This is a genomic window from Sphingomonas sp. SKA58, assembly GCF_000153545.1.
GTDB classification, from domain to species: Bacteria; Pseudomonadota; Alphaproteobacteria; order Sphingomonadales; family Sphingomonadaceae; genus Sphingobium; species Sphingobium soli.
Genome location: NZ_CH959307.1, coordinates 388,797 through 406,214, shown reverse-complemented (window position 1 = coordinate 406,214; position 17,418 = coordinate 388,797). Strand labels below are relative to the sequence as shown.

The 17,418-nt window shown below is 63.5% G+C and carries 18 protein-coding genes; 9 read left to right on the top strand and 9 right to left on the bottom strand.

Annotated elements, in window-relative coordinates; all coding sequences use genetic code 11:
• Nucleotides 1–484 precede the first annotated feature (484 nt).
• Nucleotides 485–1,195 (bottom strand): uracil-DNA glycosylase, encoded by a 711-nt coding sequence (gene ung, locus SKA58_RS11250; protein ID WP_009822557.1) that lies wholly within the window; start codon nt 1,193–1,195, stop codon nt 485–487.
• Between the two features lie 64 nt (nt 1,196–1,259).
• Between ung and bla the strand changes: the two genes are divergently transcribed.
• Genes bla through SKA58_RS11235 form a run of 3 tightly spaced genes read left to right on the top strand, consistent with a single transcriptional unit; the run spans nt 1,260 to nt 3,929 of the window.
• A complete protein-coding gene (gene bla / locus SKA58_RS11245) occupies nt 1,260–2,408 on the top strand; it encodes a class A beta-lactamase (protein ID WP_009822556.1) in 1,149 nt (382 codons plus the stop codon).
• A gap of 53 nt (nt 2,409–2,461) precedes the next feature.
• Nucleotides 2,462–2,818, top strand: a complete 357-nt coding sequence (locus SKA58_RS11240) for a DUF962 domain-containing protein (RefSeq protein WP_009822555.1) — start codon at nt 2,462–2,464, stop codon at nt 2,816–2,818.
• 43 nt (nt 2,819–2,861) lie between these two features.
• Entirely contained in the window at nt 2,862–3,929 is a 1,068-nt protein-coding gene (locus SKA58_RS11235) for a GNAT family N-acetyltransferase (protein ID WP_009822554.1), read from the top strand.
• On the opposite strand, the gene SKA58_RS11230 is transcribed toward SKA58_RS11235, so the two are convergent.
• Nucleotides 3,907–4,761 carry a cupin-like domain-containing protein gene (locus SKA58_RS11230; RefSeq protein WP_009822553.1) on the bottom strand — a complete coding sequence of 285 codons (855 nt, stop codon included), beginning with the start codon at nt 4,759–4,761 and terminating at the stop codon, nt 3,907–3,909. The two genes, SKA58_RS11235 and SKA58_RS11230, sit on opposite strands and share 23 nt — an antisense overlap.
• Nucleotides 4,758–5,888: a GNAT family N-acetyltransferase gene (locus SKA58_RS11225; protein WP_037543476.1), complete on the bottom strand. Its 1,131-nt coding sequence runs from the start codon at nt 5,886–5,888 to the stop codon at nt 4,758–4,760. Before SKA58_RS11225 ends, SKA58_RS11230 begins: the two co-directional genes overlap by 4 nt.
• A gap of 133 nt (nt 5,889–6,021) precedes the next feature.
• Here SKA58_RS11225 and SKA58_RS11220 point away from each other — a divergent pair, with 133 nt between their 5' ends.
• From SKA58_RS11220 to SKA58_RS11205, 4 genes are all read left to right on the top strand, one after another.
• Nucleotides 6,022–7,023: an NAD-dependent epimerase/dehydratase family protein gene (locus SKA58_RS11220; RefSeq protein ID WP_009822551.1), complete on the top strand. Its 1,002-nt coding sequence runs from the start codon at nt 6,022–6,024 to the stop codon at nt 7,021–7,023.
• Between the two features lie 224 nt (nt 7,024–7,247).
• Entirely contained in the window at nt 7,248–8,324 is a 1,077-nt protein-coding gene (locus SKA58_RS11215; protein WP_009822550.1) for a KpsF/GutQ family sugar-phosphate isomerase, read from the top strand.
• Nucleotides 8,321–9,130, top strand: a complete 810-nt coding sequence (locus tag SKA58_RS11210; protein WP_037543016.1) for a 3-deoxy-manno-octulosonate cytidylyltransferase — start codon at nt 8,321–8,323, stop codon at nt 9,128–9,130. Before SKA58_RS11215 ends, SKA58_RS11210 begins: the two co-directional genes overlap by 4 nt.
• A gap of 5 nt (nt 9,131–9,135) precedes the next feature.
• A complete protein-coding gene (locus tag SKA58_RS11205; RefSeq protein WP_009822548.1) occupies nt 9,136–9,726 on the top strand; it encodes a histidine phosphatase family protein in 591 nt (196 codons plus the stop codon).
• On the opposite strand, the gene SKA58_RS11200 is transcribed toward SKA58_RS11205, so the two are convergent.
• Nucleotides 9,723–10,718: a S66 peptidase family protein gene (locus SKA58_RS11200; protein ID WP_037543471.1), complete on the bottom strand. Its 996-nt coding sequence runs from the start codon at nt 10,716–10,718 to the stop codon at nt 9,723–9,725. The genes SKA58_RS11205 and SKA58_RS11200 overlap by 4 nt on opposite strands.
• Nucleotides 10,719–10,765: 47 nt before the next feature.
• Nucleotides 10,766–11,209, bottom strand: coding sequence for a cupin domain-containing protein (locus SKA58_RS11195; RefSeq protein ID WP_009822546.1), 444 nt, complete (start codon nt 11,207–11,209; stop codon nt 10,766–10,768).
• 57 nt (nt 11,210–11,266) lie between these two features.
• On the opposite strand from SKA58_RS11195, the gene dapE reads away from it, so the two are divergent.
• Complete coding sequence (gene dapE, locus SKA58_RS11190) at nt 11,267–12,415, top strand: succinyl-diaminopimelate desuccinylase (RefSeq protein WP_009822545.1); 1,149 nt, start codon at nt 11,267–11,269, stop codon at nt 12,413–12,415.
• Between the two features lie 3 nt (nt 12,416–12,418).
• On the opposite strand, the gene SKA58_RS11185 is transcribed toward dapE, so the two are convergent.
• The 4 genes from SKA58_RS11185 to SKA58_RS11170 all read right to left on the bottom strand — a co-directional run bounded on the left by SKA58_RS11185 (nt 12,419) and on the right by SKA58_RS11170 (nt 16,688).
• Nucleotides 12,419–14,104 carry a putative bifunctional diguanylate cyclase/phosphodiesterase gene (locus SKA58_RS11185; protein WP_009822544.1) on the bottom strand — a complete coding sequence of 562 codons (1,686 nt, stop codon included), beginning with the start codon at nt 14,102–14,104 and terminating at the stop codon, nt 12,419–12,421.
• A 100-nt stretch (nt 14,105–14,204) separates the two neighbouring features.
• Entirely contained in the window at nt 14,205–14,744 is a 540-nt protein-coding gene (locus SKA58_RS11180) for a Smr/MutS family protein (RefSeq protein WP_037543012.1), read from the bottom strand.
• An 11-nt stretch (nt 14,745–14,755) separates the two neighbouring features.
• Nucleotides 14,756–16,012, bottom strand: coding sequence for a murein transglycosylase A (gene mltA / locus SKA58_RS11175; RefSeq protein WP_198005980.1), 1,257 nt, complete (start codon nt 16,010–16,012; stop codon nt 14,756–14,758).
• A 22-nt stretch (nt 16,013–16,034) separates the two neighbouring features.
• Entirely contained in the window at nt 16,035–16,688 is a 654-nt protein-coding gene (locus SKA58_RS11170; RefSeq protein ID WP_009822541.1) for a Tim44/TimA family putative adaptor protein, read from the bottom strand.
• A 181-nt stretch (nt 16,689–16,869) separates the two neighbouring features.
• Here SKA58_RS11170 and secB point away from each other — a divergent pair, with 181 nt between their 5' ends.
• Nucleotides 16,870–17,376, top strand: a complete 507-nt coding sequence (secB, locus tag SKA58_RS11165; protein WP_009822540.1) for a protein-export chaperone SecB — start codon at nt 16,870–16,872, stop codon at nt 17,374–17,376.
• Nucleotides 17,377–17,418 lie beyond the last annotated feature (42 nt).

Genomic DNA, 17,418 nt, shown 5'->3' with positions numbered 1-17,418 from the left:
GGCGGCAGGACAAAGCGAAAACCTATCTGCGAACGTTAGCGCAAATGCGGCGCAGGAGAGGCGGCTGTCCGCCCTCGCGAGGACGATGATAAGGAACGGGCGCTGTTACCTGCCACATTCTCGCTTCCCGCGCACTGGTCACGTCGCCGCGCCGATAAAAAGCCTTCCAATATAGGATTTCGTCTGATCTATCCTTTGCGGTGAACCGACGCGTCTCATCCCGTCATCCCCGCGCAGGCGGGGGTCCATCTCCGGCTCGCGCCTTCGATAGGGAAGTCGCGGCCATCCCCGGCATCAGCACCAATCCGCCCGATATCGGCCAATCGCACAGGCCCTCGGCGCTTTCAGCCCTGTCGCTTGGGTGTCGCTTCGTGGTCGCTTCGCAGGCGCGTAGTGGTCGCTTCGGGCCGAAAAAGCCCCACAACACCGTGAACTTCGCTCCTGTCGCCCTGCCGGTTCGCCGTTCGCTCCCGCCGGCCCGGCGTCACAGTAATCGGGGCATGTCCGTTTCCACCGGCGGCAGCGCCCAGTCGATGCCGCCACGCCCCTGCGCCTCCAGAAAGGCGTTGGCCTGCGAAAAGGGCCGCGATCCCAGAAAGCCTCCGTGCGCCGACAAAGGGGAAGGGTGGGCGGACCGGATCACCAGATGGCGCGCTTCGTCTATCGCGCCAGCCTTGCGCTGCGCATGGGCGCCCCACAGCAGGAACACGCTCGGAACCACCCGCTCCGCCACCTGCGCCACGATCGCGTCGGTCAGCTTTTCCCAGCCCTTGCCCTGGTGCGACGCGGCCTTGCCCATCTCCACCGTCAGCACGCTGTTGAGCAGGAGTACGCCCTGCCGCGCCCAATGGTCCAGATGCCCGTGACCGGCCGGCGCGATCCCCAGGTCCGCGTGCAACTCCTTGTAGATGTTGCGCAGCGACGGCGGCGTGCGCACGCCCGGCTGCACGGAAAAGGACAATCCATGCGCTTGTCCCTCGCCATGATAGGGGTCCTGGCCCAATATCACGACCTTGACGGCCTCCGGCGGGGTAAGGGCAAGGGCGCGAAAGATATCATCCCGCGCCGGAAAGACGCGCTTTCCCGCCGCCATTTCGTCCTCCACAAATTGCGCGATTGCGGTCAGGTCGGTGTCGTCGATCCGGCCGGACAGGGCGGTGGCCCAGGCGCCGGGCAGCAGGAGAGGGGTGCTCATGTCGTGGGGTGATGATCGGCCAATTGCGGCGCGTCAACCGCTGGAGGCTGTGCAGGGGCTTGCCATGCGCGCCGGCTTGCGCAAGGACAGGGTCATGCCCTCCGCCTCCCGCTTTTCGCTCTCCGGCCTCACCGCCGTCCGTGCGCAGGTTTCGCGCGCCCATCTTGCCCGCTGCGGCGCGGCGCTCGCCGGCCTTGGCCTCTTCTTCGCGCCTTTGCCCAGCGCCGACGCTTTTGGCCCGCAGCCGCGCCCGCTGGTCGAACAGTCGGCGCAGGCCAAGCTGCTGGGTGAATTTGAACGCTTCGCCACCCTGTCGGACGGCACGGTCGGCATTGCCGTGCGCGATCTTCAGACCGGCGAAACGCAGGCGATCAATGGCGACACGCTCTTTCCCATGGCCAGCGCCTACAAGGTGGCGGTCGCCGGCCGCATCTTCGCACTGATCGACGCGGGCGATGTGCGGCTGGACGATCAACTGGCGCTGGACCCCGCGCTGGCGAGCGAGGGCGGTATCGCGTGGATGTTCTCTCGCCCCGGCGCATCGCTTTCGGTCCAGCGGCTGCTCGAACTGATGCTGCAAAAAAGCGACAACAACGCCACCGACGTGCTTGTCGCGCGCGCCGGCGGGCCGGCCGCGATCACGCATTTCGTCAAGGGGCTTGGCGTCGACGGGTTGCGTGTCGACAGCGATACCGCGCATCTTCTCTATCGCGCCATGGGCATCCATCCACTGTCGGGCCGTTTCCGCCAGAATGCCGACGCCGCCCGCCGCGCCGATCCCATGCTTGTCACCCGCGACCTGCGCGACCTTCCCAATCTCGCTTTCGCTACGGAAATTGAGGATACCTCCACCCCGCGGGCGATGCTCGACCTGCTCACCGCCTATGAATCTGGCAAGGCGCTGTCGGCAGACAGCACCCAGCGGCTCTTCACCATCATGGCGCATTGCGAAACCGGCAAGGGGCGGATCATCGGCATGTTGCCGCCCGGCACCGCCGTTGCGCACAAGACCGGCTCGCTCAATGGCACCGGCAATGATGTCGGAGTCGTGCGCCTGCCCGATGGCCGCCGCTTCGCTGTCGTCGCCTTCGTCATGAAGGACAGCAAGGGGCACAAGTCGCGCGACCGCATCATCGCCGAAGCCGCGCGCGCGGCCTATGACTATTTTCTCTATGCCCCGGAAAGGGCGCACGGACCGGCTCAAAAGACTTAATCGCGCGCGCGCCCGCACGTTACAGGGGAACGGATAAAATTCGGGGGAGAGTGATGCGTCATTTTCGCGATTTCTGGCCCTATTATCTTCAGGAGCATGCGCGTCCGGGCACGCGCGCGCTCCATTATGCGGGCACCAGCCTGGTCGTCGCCATGGTGGCCAGCGCGCCGCTTATCGGGGGCTGGTGGCTGGCGCTGGCATTACCGGTTGCGGGCTATGGCTTCGCCTGGGCAGGCCATGGCCTCTTCGAACGCAACCGCCCTGCGACCTTTCGCTATCCGCTCTGGTCGCTACGCGCCGATTTCCTGATGTGGGTGCGCTTCCTTACCGGCCATATGCGTGGCGACCTTGCCCGCGCGGGCGTGCGCAGCGACGGCACCGTCGATCCCGCCCGCCGCATCACGGCCTGATCGGCCGCTTGACCCAGGGGCGCGCTCTGCCACAAGGAGCGCCATGTCCTATCAAGCGAGTTTTTCCCGGCCCGACCGGGCTGCGCTGGCCCGGCGCTGGCAGGCGCTGGAGGCGCGCTCGGACGCATCCTTCTTCCTGCGCTGGACCTGGATCGGCGCCTGGCTCGACAGCTACAGGGTTGAACCTGAATTGCTGGCCGTGGTCGATGATGAGGGCCGAGACATTGCGCTGGCGCTGGTGGGCCATGCCATGCAGCCGCGTCTGCTGGGACCGGTCGCGACGCTCTGCCTCAACCAGTCCGGCGATCCTGCCGCTGACCGGCCCTATATCGAATATAACGGCCTGCTGACCGACCGGGATTTCGCCCCCGAAGCCACCATTGCCGCCATCGCCGCGCTCGCTTCCCGCCGGGACTGGCGGGCGCTGCGCCTCAGCGGCATGGAACCGGGCAGCCCGCTGCTCGATCTCCCCGCCCGCCGCCACATGTGCCGCGACGTCTCGCCGGTCTATCAGGTTGACCTTGACGCCGTCCGCGCCGCAAACGGCGATTATCTCTCGCTGCTCAGCGCCAACAGCCGCGGCCAGATCCGCCGCGCGCTCAAAGATCGCGGCGGCATCCTGCCCCAGGTCACGCGCGCCACGCCGGATGACATCGCTCCCTGGATTGCCGACATGGCGCAGCTTAACCAGGGCCGCCATGCCGACAATGCCTGGGACGATCCCGCTTTCCGGGCCTTTGTCGAGACGCTGACGGCGCGGGGCCTTGCCGGCGGGGAGGTGGAACTGCTGCGCCTTACCGACGGTCCGGACCTTGTCGGCCTGCTTGTGACCTTCGTCCACGCCGGCGTCGCGATGAACTACCAGTCCGCCTTCGCTCCGCCGCGTGGGGCCAAGGACAAGCCCGGCCTGCTCTGCCACGCCGCAGCGGTCGATCATTATGCCGCGCGCGCGCTGTCCCGCTATTCTTTCCTCGCCGGCAAGGATCGCTACAAGCAAAGCCTCGCCACCTGCGAGGAACGGCTGGAATGGTGGATGGTCGAGCGTTTCTCGCCCCGACTGGAACTCGAAGCGCTGCTGCGCCGTCTGCTCAGGCGCCCAGCTTCCGCATGATGCGATAGACCAGCCGGCGCATGCCCTGCCGCTCGGGCCGTTCGCTAACCGCGCCAATGGGCAATCCCCGCTTGCGCAGCAGCGCATTGAAACTGTGCAATTCGCCCTCTGCCACGGACCGGTCCGACCGCCAGGTCACCGACAGGCTGACGGATACCGCCGGGCCATTTTCCACGAAATGCGGCGCCTTTACCGGCACATGCACGGCTTCGCCCGGCGCCAGCGGAAAGGCCTTGCCCCGTGTTTGAAACCCATCTTGCCATTCCAGGTTGCGATGACCGCCGCCGTGGAAATCCTCGCTCTTCTGTGCTGGGACCAACTCTTCGTCCCGCGCCGGAAAGACCGTCATCGTCTTGGTGCCCATGATCTGAAGCAGGATATTATGCTCCGGGTCCATATGGAACGGCGTGACGCTGCCCGGTGAACTCAAAAAGATGAAGGCTTCCCGGTGCAGCATCGGCCCGGTCCGTGCCGTCACGACCGGCTCCAGCTCCGCCAGCGCCGCGTCAAGCAGCGCGCCATAGGCCGGGTCGCGCTCGACATTCTTGAGCACCGCCCAGCTGCCATTGGTTTCGATCGTTCGGATCGTTTCGCCCAGCGTCAGCCCGTTTGTCGGCGTATCTTCCGGCCGGACGCCCAGCGGAAGCTTCCCCAGATTATATTCCACCGACCCAGCCGGCATCCGCTCCGCCAGTGCTGCCAATGCGTCCAGCGTCAGCAAGCTGTGGCCGACCAGCCCATGGTCCAGCTTCGCAGGCCGATCGGGATAGGCGGCGGCAAACGCCCTGCGCGCAGATTCGGCGAATATGGCGGCGGTGTCCACGATGGTCATGCCCGTCCTTTCAACTTTCTGGCGATCGCCTCGCTTGCATTGGCGATCGCAAATGCCGCGCTTCGTTGCAGCCGTCTGGTGCCCGCCCCGCGCAGCGCGATCCGATATTGGACGATCGTCCGCCGCTCCGCCCAGAGGCTGTCGATCATGGGATGACCGGGGGCCGCGCAGCTGTCCATCCAGGCGATGTCCGGATCGCCTTGCACCGCGTGCAGATTGGCGATTTCGATCAGCACACCCGGCGAAAAGCGGCCAAATTCCTCGTCGATTGCAATCTTGAAGGAAAAGGCGCCCTCGCCATGGCGGAAATTGACCAGCATCGCGATCGGCCGACCATTGAGGTCGAGCCGCAGCATATGCAGCCGGCCGGCTTGAAACGCGCTGGCGCAAGCCGCACGGAAAAAGGCGCTGTCGGCGTGCGAACAGGCGAGCGCCGTCCCTTGCTTGCCTTTCCACCCCGCCGCTTCGAGCGCGAGGAAGGATTCGACCCATTCGGAAAGTTGCGACGCCTCCGTCAGCAAGCGTTGGGCGACCGCGCCAAGATCCCCCAGCCTCTTTTGAAGACGGCGCAATTCCTTGCGCTTCTTGGCTCGCACATGGGTATCCCAATAGCTGTCCGCCCCAAGGTCGGAATGCAGCATGGCTCGGTCATAACGATGCACCTCGCGCCAGCCCCGATGCTGTTCCGTACAAATCGCTGCGATGGCCGCGGCATTGGCCCCCGCAGCGTCGATCCCCTGAAGATGCAGAAATCCCGGCGCCCATGGGGCGTCATCCAATTGTGCCAGAAAGGCCCGCCATGCGGCTTGTTCCGCGCCCCGCCGGATGAGCGCCGCGCCCATGAAGCAATGGTCATGCATCCAGTTGCCGACGCACGCGACCGGCAGTCGTCCGTGGCGCGCATGGGTCACGACCGGCAACAGGCCGATCAGGTTTCCATTTGCTTCCGCTTCGATCAACTGCACCCGACCGTTGCCGTCTAGATGACTAAGCGCCGTCGTCAGCATATCCGGCGCATAGAAGGCATTGGGCTCGGCCGCATCCAATGCCAGCGCCGCCCACAGCGCGCGCTGCGCCGAGCATTGTCCGTTGGCATCGGGACCGCTGGGATGGAAAGCCATGGGCATGATGGTGCGATAGCGGCGAATCATTAGGGAATGGCTAAACCCGATCTTCTATGGGCAGGGGCGGCGCGGCGCTGTAAAGCAGCCTGCAGGGCAAAAACGGGGGGTCGTAGATGCCCTTGGCGGAGAAAATGGCATGACGATATTGGTCACTGGCGCAGCGGGGTTCATCGGCATGCATGTTGCGGACCGGCTGATGGGGCAGGGCCATGCCGTGGTCGGCATCGACAATCTCAACGACTATTACCCGGTCGCCTTGAAGCAGGCGCGATTGAGCCGTCTGCGCGAACGCCATGGCAAGCTTTTCACCTTTCACGAACTGGATTTCGCCGACATGGCGGCGGTTCAGGCGGCGCTGGCCGACCAGGTGATCGAGGCGATCGTTCATCTCGGCGCTCAGGCGGGAGTTCGCTACTCGCTGGTCAATCCCCATGCCTATGTTCGGTCCAATCTGTCAGGGCATGTCAACATGCTGGAGCTGGCGCGCGAACGCCATGTCCGTCATCTCGTCTACGCATCCTCTTCCTCCGTCTATGGCGGCAATGAAAGCTTGCCGTTTAGGGTGGAGGACAGGGTGGATCATCCGGTATCTCTCTACGCCGCGACCAAGCGGGCGGACGAGCTGATGAGCGAAACCTACGCTCATCTGTTTCGCATTCCGATGACCGGGCTGCGCTTTTTCACGGTCTATGGGCCTTGGGGCCGGCCGGATATGGCGATGTGGATATTCACGTCCAGGATATTGGCGGGTGAGCCGATCCCGGTGTTCAACCATGGCAGAATGCAGCGCGATTTCACCTATATCGACGATATCGTAGACGGCGTCATAGGCTGTCTCGATCATCCCCCCACAGATGATGGCGCGTTGAAGGCGGGCGGCAGCCGGGCGCCGCACCGGCTGTACAATATCGGCAACAACCGGCCTGAGGAACTGATGCACCTGATCGCTGTGCTGGAAGATGCGATCGGCATGAAAGCACAGGTCGACTTCCAACCGATGCAGCCGGGTGACGTTCATGCCACATTTGCCGACATCAGCGCCATCGTCCAGGATATCGGCTTCTTTCCCCGCACCGCGATCGAAACTGGCGTGCCCCGATTCGTGAACTGGTATCGGCGTTACAATGATCTAGATTAAGTGCACGCAAGGATCCTGAAAAGGTTGCGCTGTTCGTCGCTATTTATCTTCGTCTTGTCTCACCAATCATTTTGATACCGATATTTTTCTTTCCACTAATCTCTTCGCAGCTGCAAAATAGATTGCCATAAGTCGCTGAAACGGCGTAGACAGTCGTGTCATGCCGATAGCTGATCGGCAAAAGGGTCGCGGAACGAGGAAAGATCACTGACCGAAATCGGCGGATGATCGGCGTCTTTGTGCCGGCGGGACAGGGCTCGCGGCATCGGGCGAAACTAAAGGGCGAGCGCGTGTCGACATTAGCATCCAAGATTGTGCCATTTGGCTCGGGTAGCCGTATCGTGGATACTGCTTGCCGAACCCTGTCCATCGCCGCTGGTGGTTTGCAGGCGCTCGAAGCGCAGTTCAGCGACCGGGAATTTGCCGCCACCTTCCTGCGCATGGTTGGCATGCTTATGAAGGTGCGGGGCCGTGTCATCGTGACGGGGATTGGCAAGAGCGGTATTGTTGCGCGGAAGATGACGGCGACGCTGACATCGACCGGAACGCCTGCCATCTTCCTGCACCCGGCGGACGCTGGCCATGGCGATCTGGGTATGGTCACGCCGGACGATGTCGTGCTGATGCTCTCGCATTCCGGTGAATCGACCGAGCTCGGTCCGATCATTCAATATTGCAAGCGGTTCGCGGTGCCTCTGATGGGCATGACGGCCCAGCCGCAAAGCACCGTCGCTCAGGCTGCGGACGTTTGCATATTGATGCCGGATGTCCAGGAAGCTTGCCCGAATGCGCTTGCGCCCACAACTTCGACCACGGTCCAGATGGCCTTCGGCGACGCGCTGGCGGTGTCTTTGATGGAAATGCGCGGCTTTTCCGCCGATGATTTCCACAAGTTCCACCCCAATGGCCGGTTGGGCGCGCAGTTGCTCAAGGTCCGGGAACTCATGGCAAGCGACGATCAGGTTCCCATGGTGCGGGAGGACGCATCGCTGCTCGACGCAACGATTGAAATGACGCGCGCCCGGCTGGGCGGCACGGCGGTGGTTGATCGTAATGGTCGTCTGATCGGCGCGTTCACGGACGGCGATCTGCGGCGTACCGTGACCGGCAAGCAAAATCTGACGGAACCGGTCGGCCGTTTCATGACGGTCACGCCGCAAGCGGTCGGACCCGATGAATTGGCGTCCGAGGCGCTGCATATGATGCATGAGCGCAATATCATGCTGTTGTTCGTGTGCGAAAATGGCCGGCTGACCGGGGCGCTGCACATGCATGATCTGCTGCACGCAGGGGTCGCCTGAATCATCTTGTCGTCATTCCTGCGCGTGCCGGGTCCACCCGGTTACCGCGCAAGCCGCTGCGGCTGATCGCAGGGCGGACCCTGTTGCATCGCACGATCGCAATGGCGCGCGCGGCGATCTCGGACAGGGATGACGTGGCTCTTGTCGTCGCGACCGACGATGAGGATATTGCGGCCCATGCCCGCGAGGCGGGATGTCCGGCGGTAATGACCGACAGCGCACTTGCAACCGGTTCGGGCCGCGCATTGGCCGCGGCTCTGTCGTTCGCCGAGTGGCCGCGCTTCGTCGTCAATCTTCAGGGCGATTCGCCTTTCCAACCCGAAGGCGCTCTTGGTGCCGTACTGGCCGCGTTGGAAAGCGGGGCGGAAGTTGCGACTCCGGTGATTGCGCTGGATTGGGAGTCGCTTGATGCCTTGCGGGAGCACAAGCTGCTATCGCCATTCAGCGGCACGACCTGTGTCAGAGCACCCGACGGGCGGGCTCTTTGGTTTTCCAAGGCAATTCTGCCCGCAATCCGCGATGAAGACCGTTTGCGTGCTACCGATCGGCTTTCCCCCGTTTGGCGGCATGTGGGGCTGTACGGCTATCAACTGGAAGCGCTGCGGCGGTTTGAGGCCTGCGCGCCCACGATGCTGGAGCGCCTGGAAGGGCTGGAGCAACTGCGCCTAATCGAACTGGGTATCGAGATCATGACTGTTCCCGTCGATGCGTCGCGTTTCGACAGTTCAGGCATCGATACCGAAGCCGACATCAGCAAGGTTGAGCGCCTGATCGCTGAACATGGCGACCCGACGCCGGCGCTTTGACATCTGTGCGCCGCATCTTTGTCATCCGCCACGGCAATACATTCGCCAGTAACGAAGCGCCCCGGCGGATAGGCTCTGCCACTGATATTCCGCTGGTCGACAGCGGCCATGCCCAGGCGGCCGCACTTGGACAATGGTTCGCGGGAACCAACGTTCGCCTTTTGCTGTCGAGCCCGCTCCTGCGTGCGCGTCAGACCGTAGCGCCAATTGCGGTCGCGACCGGCCATGAACTGGACGGAACACGAGAATGGCTGGGCGAAATCGACCACGGCCCGGATGAGGGCAAGACTGAGGATGCCGTCGTCGCGCGCATCGGCGCCGCGGCCCTTGCGCGATGGGAGGACGAGGCCGTCGCACCGGACGGCTGGCGCGTGGACGCGCCCGCCCGGATCGCGGCGTGGCGCGCTTTTTTCGCCGATGCGGGGGAAGGGGCGGATCTGCTGATTACCAGCAATGGGGCCGCCCGCTTTGCGCTGATTGCGCTTGGCCTTCCCCCCGCAAAACTGCGCACCGGCGCGTTCGGTGAATTCGCCGTCGATGCCGATGGCTCGGTGCGATGCGCGCGCTGGAACGTGCGCCCGCACGCTGGCGGCTAACTGACCGCTGGCTCCAGCAGCCGGATCGTTCCCGTCGTCGCGTCCATTTCCGCCTGTATGCCTAGCGGCAGGCTATATTGATTGGCGACATGGCCGAATTGCCCGCCCTGGAAAGCAGGGATGCCCAAGGGCGCAAGATGCTGTTGCAGCACTTCCGACACGGTGAAGCCGCCATAGCTCGGACCTGCCGCCCCGCAATCTGTGCACTGGCCAAATGCGACGCCAGCCAACTTGTCCAGAATTCCGCCAAGCTTAAGCTGTGTCAGCATCCGATCGATCCGATATGGCGCTTCGCCGATATCCTCGATGAAGAGGATCGCGCCCGCAAAATCGGGCAGCCAGGGCGTGCCCATCAATGCAGCCAGGACGGTCAGATTGCCGCCCAGCAGCCGCCCGCGCGCTACGCCCGTGCCAAAGGTGCGAACGCGGCCGATCCGTTGCGCCAGCCGGTCTTCATGCCCCTGTGAATTGGTCAGCATCGGCGTGCCCGCGTCGAACGCGACCGCCCGGAACGCATCCCAGCTATACTGGCCCCAGCTGCTCGATGCATTAGGGCCGTGGATCGTTGTGAAGCCGGCCTTGGCGGCAAAGGCCAGATGCAAGGCGGTAATGTCGGAAAAGCCGATCAGCAGCTTGGGGTTGCTTCGAATCTTCCTCCAGTCGAGCAATGGCAGGATACGCGCGCACCCCCAGCCTCCGCGCACGGCAAATATCGCGCTGACCGCAGGGTCGGCGAACATCGCGTTCACGTCCGACGCTCGGTACGCATCCTTTCCGGCCAGATAGCCGAAGCGATCAATGAGATGTGGCGCGCGCTTGGGCTTCAGGCCCATGGCCCTGATCGTGTCTTCGACGAGATCGAGGTCGAATGCGTCGTCTGTAAAACCGGCGGGTTCGATCAGGCCTACCGTGTCGCCTTCCCGCAGCCGGCGTGGCTTGATCGGGCCTGGAGCGGTCGCCGCCATGGCGGAGGGGGTATGTGCGGCAAGCATCAGGCTTCCCGCGCCGGTGACCAGAGCGCGGCGGTTAATCTCGATCGTCAATATCGTCTCCCATCCTTGTGACGGTATGCCCCGTTCGACCACAGCAGGTCTATGTCGGGATAATGGCAGTCGCCCGACGGAGGTCGTCCAAACGCCATGAAAGCGCAGTCGGCATCGCTTTCATTTACCAGCTGATGGCCATTGGGCTCTCCTTTGACGAATGCAGCCAGGTCGCCAGCGTGCAACAGCGTTCGCCCGTCGTCTTCCACGAGCACGGCCTCCCCGGCCAGCATCACGATAAATTCATCCTCGTCCTCATGCCAATGCCGCTGGGACGACGCGGCCCCGGGCTTCAGCACGACGTGACTGACGCCAAAATCGGCAAGGCCCACCGCCGGCGCGATCCGCCGCACCCATCGTTGCTGGACGAGGGCGGCATGATCAGCCGGATAGCCTGTGCCATTGCTCTGGACGATATCCTCCAGATCGATGCGGGGCATGGCGTCCTCCTTTCCGTGCGGCTGGCCAAGGGCCGGGGCATTCGCTAACGCGTCGCCATGAGCATGACCAGCACCAATGATGATGTCGTGGCCCTGGCCCAGCGCTTGCTGGCCTGTCCATCGGTGACTCCCGCAACCGGCGCGGTGTTTGCCGAGCTGGAAGCGATGCTGGCCCCGCTGGGTTTTACCGTCGATCGATTTATCGTGGGGGGAGGCGCCCCGACGGACCTGTGGAAAATCTGCTGGCGTGGCGCACGACCGGGGGCGGGGCCGCATTTTGCCTTCGCTGGTCATCTTGATGTCGTTCCTCCGGGCGCGGGATGGAGCAGCGATCCCTTCGCTCCGGACATTCGCGGCGACCTGCTTTATGGGCGCGGAGCGGTGGACATGAAGGGCGCGATTGCAGCGTTTGTTGCCGCGCTCGCCGTTCTACCAGACGATTTGCCCGGAACGATCAGTCTGATCATCACGGGCGATGAGGAAGGCCCTGCCATTTTTGGGACGCTGGCCCTGATGGAGCGGATGGCGACCCGCGGCCTGCGGCCGGACCTGTGCCTGGTTGGAGAGCCCACCTCGTCACAACGCCTGGGTGACGTGATGAAGATTGGCCGGCGGGGTTCGGTCAATATGTGGATCAGCGTTGCCGGGTCGCAAGGGCATGTCGCCTATCCGCATCTGGCTGATAACCCCATCCCGCGATTGGTCCGCATCCTGACGGCGGTGGAGGCGGAGATATTGGACGAGGGCACGGACTGGTTTCAGCCCAGCAATATCGAAATCACCGACATCGAAGTCGGAAACGCCGCTCATAATGTCATTCCCGGAAAAGCCACCGCGCGTATCTCGATCCGATTCAATGATCAGCATAGCGGCGCATCGCTGATTGATCGGATCACGAGGCTGGCGGCGCAGGAGGGCGGAACGGTGGATGCGCGGATCAGTGGCGAATCCTTTCTGACCGCGCCGGGCGTGCTGTCGGACATCGTCGGCGCGGCGATCAGGGATGTGACTGGCGTCGACGCTGAACTGTCGACCACGGGCGGCACGTCCGACGCCCGTTTCCTGTCGCGACTATGCCCGGTCGTAGAATTCGGCCTTAATAATGCGACCATGCACAAGCTGGACGAAGCCGTCGCGCTGCAGGATTTGCGTGATCTTCAAAGCATCTATGCGCACATCGTGGAACGAGCGCTGCGGCTTTCCTGATCTTCAGCCGATATGGCGTTCGTGCACGATCAAGGGGACGGCAAAGCGGGTCAGATAACTTTGCTCATCCATTGGCCGGGCAAGATGATAGCCTTGGAACAGAGTGCATCCGATAACGCGCAGCACATCCATTTGGGCTTCATTTTCCACGCCTTCGATCACCACCTCCATGCCCAGTCCCTGGATCAGGCCGACCACCGCGGAGCAGATGGTGCGGGCTTCTGCGGAACTGGCGATGTCGCGCACCAGACTACGGTCGATCTTGACACGGTCGACAGGCAGTTCGCGCAGGCGGGCAAGGTTGGAATAGCCGGTCCCGAAATCGTCTATGGCGATGTGCAGGCCTTCGGTCCGCATGGCGGCCAATTGGTCGAGGATGCGGGGCTCCATATTCATCGCGACAGATTCGGTAATTTCCAGTGCCAGCATTGACGCCGGCGTCCGGTGTGTCGCCATCGCGTGACGCAATCGCAGGAAGAAATCTGCCTGAGCCAGTTCGCGGGTGCTGATGTTGACGGCGATTCGCTGTCGTTGCCCGGCCTCTGCCCAGCGCGCGGCCGTCTCGCAAACGCGGCTCATCACCCAGTCGCCCAGCGCGACGATGGTGCCGCTTTCCTCGGCGACCGGGACGAACGTGCCGGGCATGACCAGATCGCGCTCCGGGTGCGCCCATCGTACCAATGCCTCAGCCGCGACCGCCTGACCGCTGATGACGTCTATCTGAGGTTGAAACTCCAGCAAAAACTCGTCGCGTTGCAGCGCAAGCAACAGGTCTCGCTCCAGCTCGGCGCGATCGGCCGCCTCCAGCGCCAGCTCAGAGCTGTAGATTTCCGCTCGTCCCCGCCCCTGATGCTTGGCGTGATACATAGCGACGTCGGCCGCGCGCAGCAGGGCCGACAAGGTGTCGCCGTGGTCAGGATAGCAGGCGATGCCGATTGATGCGCCAAGTTCGACATGCTGGCTGCCAAGATCGAATCGTTCGCTGAGCGCAAACTGCACGGCGCGCGCGATGCGCGCTGCGGCGCTGGGGCCTGGCAGGAAGGGGAAGAACATGGTGAATTCGTCGCCGGCTAGACGACCGATCACGGCGTCGCCTGTGCCGGCGCTGACCTGTGCCATAACAACTTCGCGTAACCGCCCTGCGACGCGGGCAAGCAGCTGATCGCCCGCCGCATGGCCCAGACTGTCGTTCACGCCCTTGAACCCGTCAAGATCGATGAAGAACAGGGCGGCCATGGCGTCCGTATTTCGACCGGTCAGGTGCCGCTCGACCTGCCGACAAAAGCTGGTCCGGTTGGCGAGGCCAGTAACCTGGTCAAACAGCGCCAGGCTCTGCACATGGTCCAGATTGGTGCGCACCTGGCTGAACAGGCTTTGCATCGCGACGGACAGGTCCGGCAGTTCGGCGCTGATATTGGGTGACACGGGAGATTGCAGATCGCCATGAGCCGCTGATAACAGCCGCTCGGTCGCAGTATCCACGGCGGCTGCGGTCGCTGCCATGGATCGGCTGGTCGAGGCCCAGCTCAATGTCCCGCACAGAATAGCGATGATCAATGCGCGGCCGACCTGGTTCAGGTCGTCCTGCTGGTCCGGCGAGTAACCCAGCACCAGCGACAGCGTGAACACCAAAGCCCCTGCGGCGCAGGCGAAGGCAGTGGCGCGGCTTTTCAACGTCACCCCCCGCATATATCTCCCGCCCGCTTTACGCTCCGGTCAAGGAGCACCAATCCGTTGCATATGACGGACGGTGGTTAAGAAACGGTCAGCATTCGCAAGCGCAGTCCGATTATTTTTTGCGACGCAAAATCACATAGAGCGCGCCATCGCCGCCATGGCGCGGATGGGCGATCCGCACGCTGGCTATCTGATGCGCGTGCGGCCCGGTTTCCAGCCAATGGCCGATTTCGCCGCGGATTGCCCCGCGGCGCGACGCGCCGGCTTTTTCCGTCATCTTTGGGGGTTTTCCCGTCACGACCAACAATATGCGCGCATTGTTCGTCACGGCGGACGCCATGGCCTGATTCAACCGTGCATGCGCCGACGCTAGGCTGTGCCCGTGCAAATCGATGCTCATGTCCGGGCTGATGTTGCCTCCACGAATGCGCTTTTCCCAGGTTCCGTCCAATTTTGCAGCTGGTGAAGGTCGCGATGAAGCTGGTGGCACAGGGGATGGAAGCGGCCCTGAACGGCTTGGAGGACGATGCTCGACCGTCGTTGGTGCGGCGGGACGCGCGGGCGGGGCTGGTTGCGGTCGCAAAGGCCGGACCGACCGTATCAGTGCCACCCAGAGCGCTTCATCCTCTGCATTCAGCCGCCGCCGGATCATGGCGGGGCCAATCAGCGCCCAATGAGGCGGGCCGTCGACCCGATCGGCAGCAGGATAAGGGCGCTCCCGCGCGCGGACATGCCTCCGGCGATTGCGCGCGCTTGTGCGCCTGCACCCCAGAAACTGTCAAAGCGGTTCGCGCCCTTGATGGCTCCACCTGTATCCTGCGCGATCCAGATGCCGTTGGGCTCGGCGCGATCAAGCGACAGTAGAACCGGAGCGCCCATAGGAATATATTTAGGATCGGCGGCCACGGAAGCTTCAGGCGTCACCGGCACGCCCATCGCCCCCAGCGGTCCCGGCCCCGTGATCTCGCGGAAGAAAACGAAACTCTTATTTTCATTCATGATGGCCGCGCCCTCGGCCGGGTTGGCGCGCAAATAACGCATGATGTCCTGCATCGACCCGGCCTGAATCAGTCCGCGATCCTTCATCAGCTTGCCGATGCCGGTATAGTCGCGCCCATTCTGCCCATCATAGCCGATGCGCATCACGCCGCCATCGGGCAGCAGCAGGCGGCCGCTTCCCTGAATCTGAAGAAAGAAAAATTCCACCGGGTCCGCAGCCCATGCCAGTTCCAGTCCCCGGCCCGCTAACGATCCCGCCACGATCTGGCTGCGGGCATCATAAGGGACGAATTTGGTGCCTTGCACCTTGCCGCGAATCGAACGGCCTTTCAGGCTGTCGCTGAACTGGCCCAAATCGACGTCGATCAGGTCAGACGGGCGGCGGAAAATCGGCACGTCATAGCCAGGCTGACGGCTTCGGGATCCTGCGATTTCGGGTTCATAATAGCCAGTGACGAAGGCCGCGCCGTCACCGATCTGGACCGCTTCGAAATAGCGGGAAAAAAACTCGCTCGCCGAAGATTCCGGCCAACTGGAGGCGGCCGCGCAGGCGTTGTTCCAATCCGATCCGCGCGTCAGGCCGCTCTGGTCCGCGCGCCGCATCAAGCCGGGGCAGGACAAGCGAAAGGCAAGTAGCGCCCGACGCGACCGTTCGCCTGAAGGCAGCAGGTCGGCGATTGCTGGCCCGCGGGTGATGCCCAGGCCCGCCGCCGTGGTCGTGTCGATGCCGGGCTGCGCAGGCATGTCTGCCGAAAGAGTGGGACGCGGAGTGGCTGGCGTGGGACGGGCGGCGGTATCGCCAGCCGCTGTTGGGCTGGGGCGATCTGACGCCGGGCCACCTGGTGATGGCGGAATGACACTGCCGGCGCAGGCCGACAGCAACAACGCCGCCAGCAGAGCGCCCCCCTTGCGATGCCCCATCATGCTGCGAACAGATCCGCGATCACGCTTCGTCGGTTTCGCTGAGCTTCCAGTTGGGATCGGCGCTGCGAATATCACGCGTGAAGGTCCAGATATCCTTCGTGTCGATTGCGTCGGTCATCGATCCGGCGATGACATTGCCGTCGCGATCGCGCGTAACGGCAGCGATGTCTGCTTCGAAGCGCATGGCGATTTCCGCGGTGCCATCGCGGACGGTCGCTTCGATGATTTGCGCCTTTTCGATGCGCACCAGACGGTTGTCGAGCACATGGCCGTCCGCTTCGCGTGCGGCGATGGCGTCTTCGAAAGATGCCAAGACATCGGCATCGCAAAGCCACGCCAATTCTTCCCGGTCGCCACGCCAGAACGCCTCCAGCACCATCTTATAGGCGCTCCGGGCACCTTCGACGAACTGGGGAACATCGAAATTGCGATCGGTTGCAATCAGCGTCCGAACGCCGGTTTCCGCGCCGGGGGCAATCAGCCCTTCGGCCAGGCGAACGGTATCGCCTCCGCCATGGTTGGTAGGACCGGGCTGCAACACCGTGACCTTCGCGCGATCCTCGGCAGGACGCAGCGCGGGCTCCTGCTCGTGGCCCGTGCGCTTGCCGAGCACGGAGTAGAGCCGAAGCGCCAGAAAGCCGGCGATCATGGCGAGGATGACGATCACATACACGGAAGCAAATACCCTTTGTTCGGGACGATGTTCCCGACAACATAGGCATGTTTCCCCCCAACTTCAAATAGACTGTGCCCGACCCGCCATTGCCCTTGTTCCGCGGCCCTGCTAAGCGCGCGGGCACTGATATTCCGGGGGCCAGCGGCCGCCGGCCAACTGGGAAAGTCAAGGTAGGGATATGGCCGACGAAGCCGACTTCAACAGCACCATCAACGTCCAGCCCAACGGCGCCGACACAGGGCCGCAGATCGCGCTCATCAGTCAATATGTGAAGGACCTGTCCTTCGAAAACCCTAACGCGCCGGCCGTGTATCAATGGCCGGACCAGCCGCAGATCGACGTTCAGTTCAACATCGGCGCCGACAAGGTGGGTGAGGAAGTGCTGGAAGTCTCGCTCAAGATCGAGGTGAAGGCGACCGCCCCGCAGGGCACGGCTTTCGCCGTCGAACTGCTCTATGCCGCCATTTTCGGCATGCGCAACGTGCCCGAAGACCAGATCCAGCCCTTCATGCTGGCCGAAGCGCCGCGCCTCATCTTCCCCTTCGCCCGCCGCGTACTGGCCGACGCCATCCGCGACGGCGGTTTCCCGCCGCTGCTGCTGGACCCGATCGATTTCGGTTCGCTCTATATGCAGCAGGCCCAGCAGATGCAGGCGACCGCGGGCGAACCGGCCGGTCACGCCTGACCATCCGTCGATGAGCCTCGCTCCCGTTCGGGCTGAGCCGCT

Excerpts from the sequence above, each read along its gene's own strand:
- ung (WP_009822557.1), bottom strand. The coding sequence starts at position 1,195 with ATGAGCACCCCTCTCCTGCTGCCCGGCGCCTGGGCCACCGCCCTGTCC.
- bla (WP_009822556.1), top strand. The coding sequence starts at position 1,260 with ATGCGCGCCGGCTTGCGCAAGGACAGGGTCATGCCCTCCGCCTCCCGC.
- SKA58_RS11240 (WP_009822555.1), top strand. The coding sequence starts at position 2,462 with ATGCGTCATTTTCGCGATTTCTGGCCCTATTATCTTCAGGAGCATGCG.
- SKA58_RS11235 (WP_009822554.1), top strand. The coding sequence starts at position 2,862 with ATGTCCTATCAAGCGAGTTTTTCCCGGCCCGACCGGGCTGCGCTGGCC.
- SKA58_RS11230 (WP_009822553.1), bottom strand. The coding sequence starts at position 4,761 with ATGACCATCGTGGACACCGCCGCCATATTCGCCGAATCTGCGCGCAGG.
- SKA58_RS11225 (WP_037543476.1), bottom strand. The coding sequence starts at position 5,888 with ATGCCCATGGCTTTCCATCCCAGCGGTCCCGATGCCAACGGACAATGC.
- SKA58_RS11220 (WP_009822551.1), top strand. The coding sequence starts at position 6,022 with ATGACGATATTGGTCACTGGCGCAGCGGGGTTCATCGGCATGCATGTT.
- SKA58_RS11215 (WP_009822550.1), top strand. The coding sequence starts at position 7,248 with ATGATCGGCGTCTTTGTGCCGGCGGGACAGGGCTCGCGGCATCGGGCG.
- SKA58_RS11200 (WP_037543471.1), bottom strand. The coding sequence starts at position 10,718 with ATGCTTGCCGCACATACCCCCTCCGCCATGGCGGCGACCGCTCCAGGC.
- SKA58_RS11195 (WP_009822546.1), bottom strand. The coding sequence starts at position 11,209 with ATGCCCCGCATCGATCTGGAGGATATCGTCCAGAGCAATGGCACAGGC.
- dapE (WP_009822545.1), top strand. The coding sequence starts at position 11,267 with ATGAGCATGACCAGCACCAATGATGATGTCGTGGCCCTGGCCCAGCGC.
- SKA58_RS11185 (WP_009822544.1), bottom strand. The coding sequence starts at position 14,104 with ATGCGGGGGGTGACGTTGAAAAGCCGCGCCACTGCCTTCGCCTGCGCC.
- SKA58_RS11180 (WP_037543012.1), bottom strand. The coding sequence starts at position 14,744 with ATGATCCGGCGGCGGCTGAATGCAGAGGATGAAGCGCTCTGGGTGGCA.
- mltA (WP_198005980.1), bottom strand. The coding sequence starts at position 16,012 with ATGGGGCATCGCAAGGGGGGCGCTCTGCTGGCGGCGTTGTTGCTGTCG.
- secB (WP_009822540.1), top strand. The coding sequence starts at position 16,870 with ATGGCCGACGAAGCCGACTTCAACAGCACCATCAACGTCCAGCCCAAC.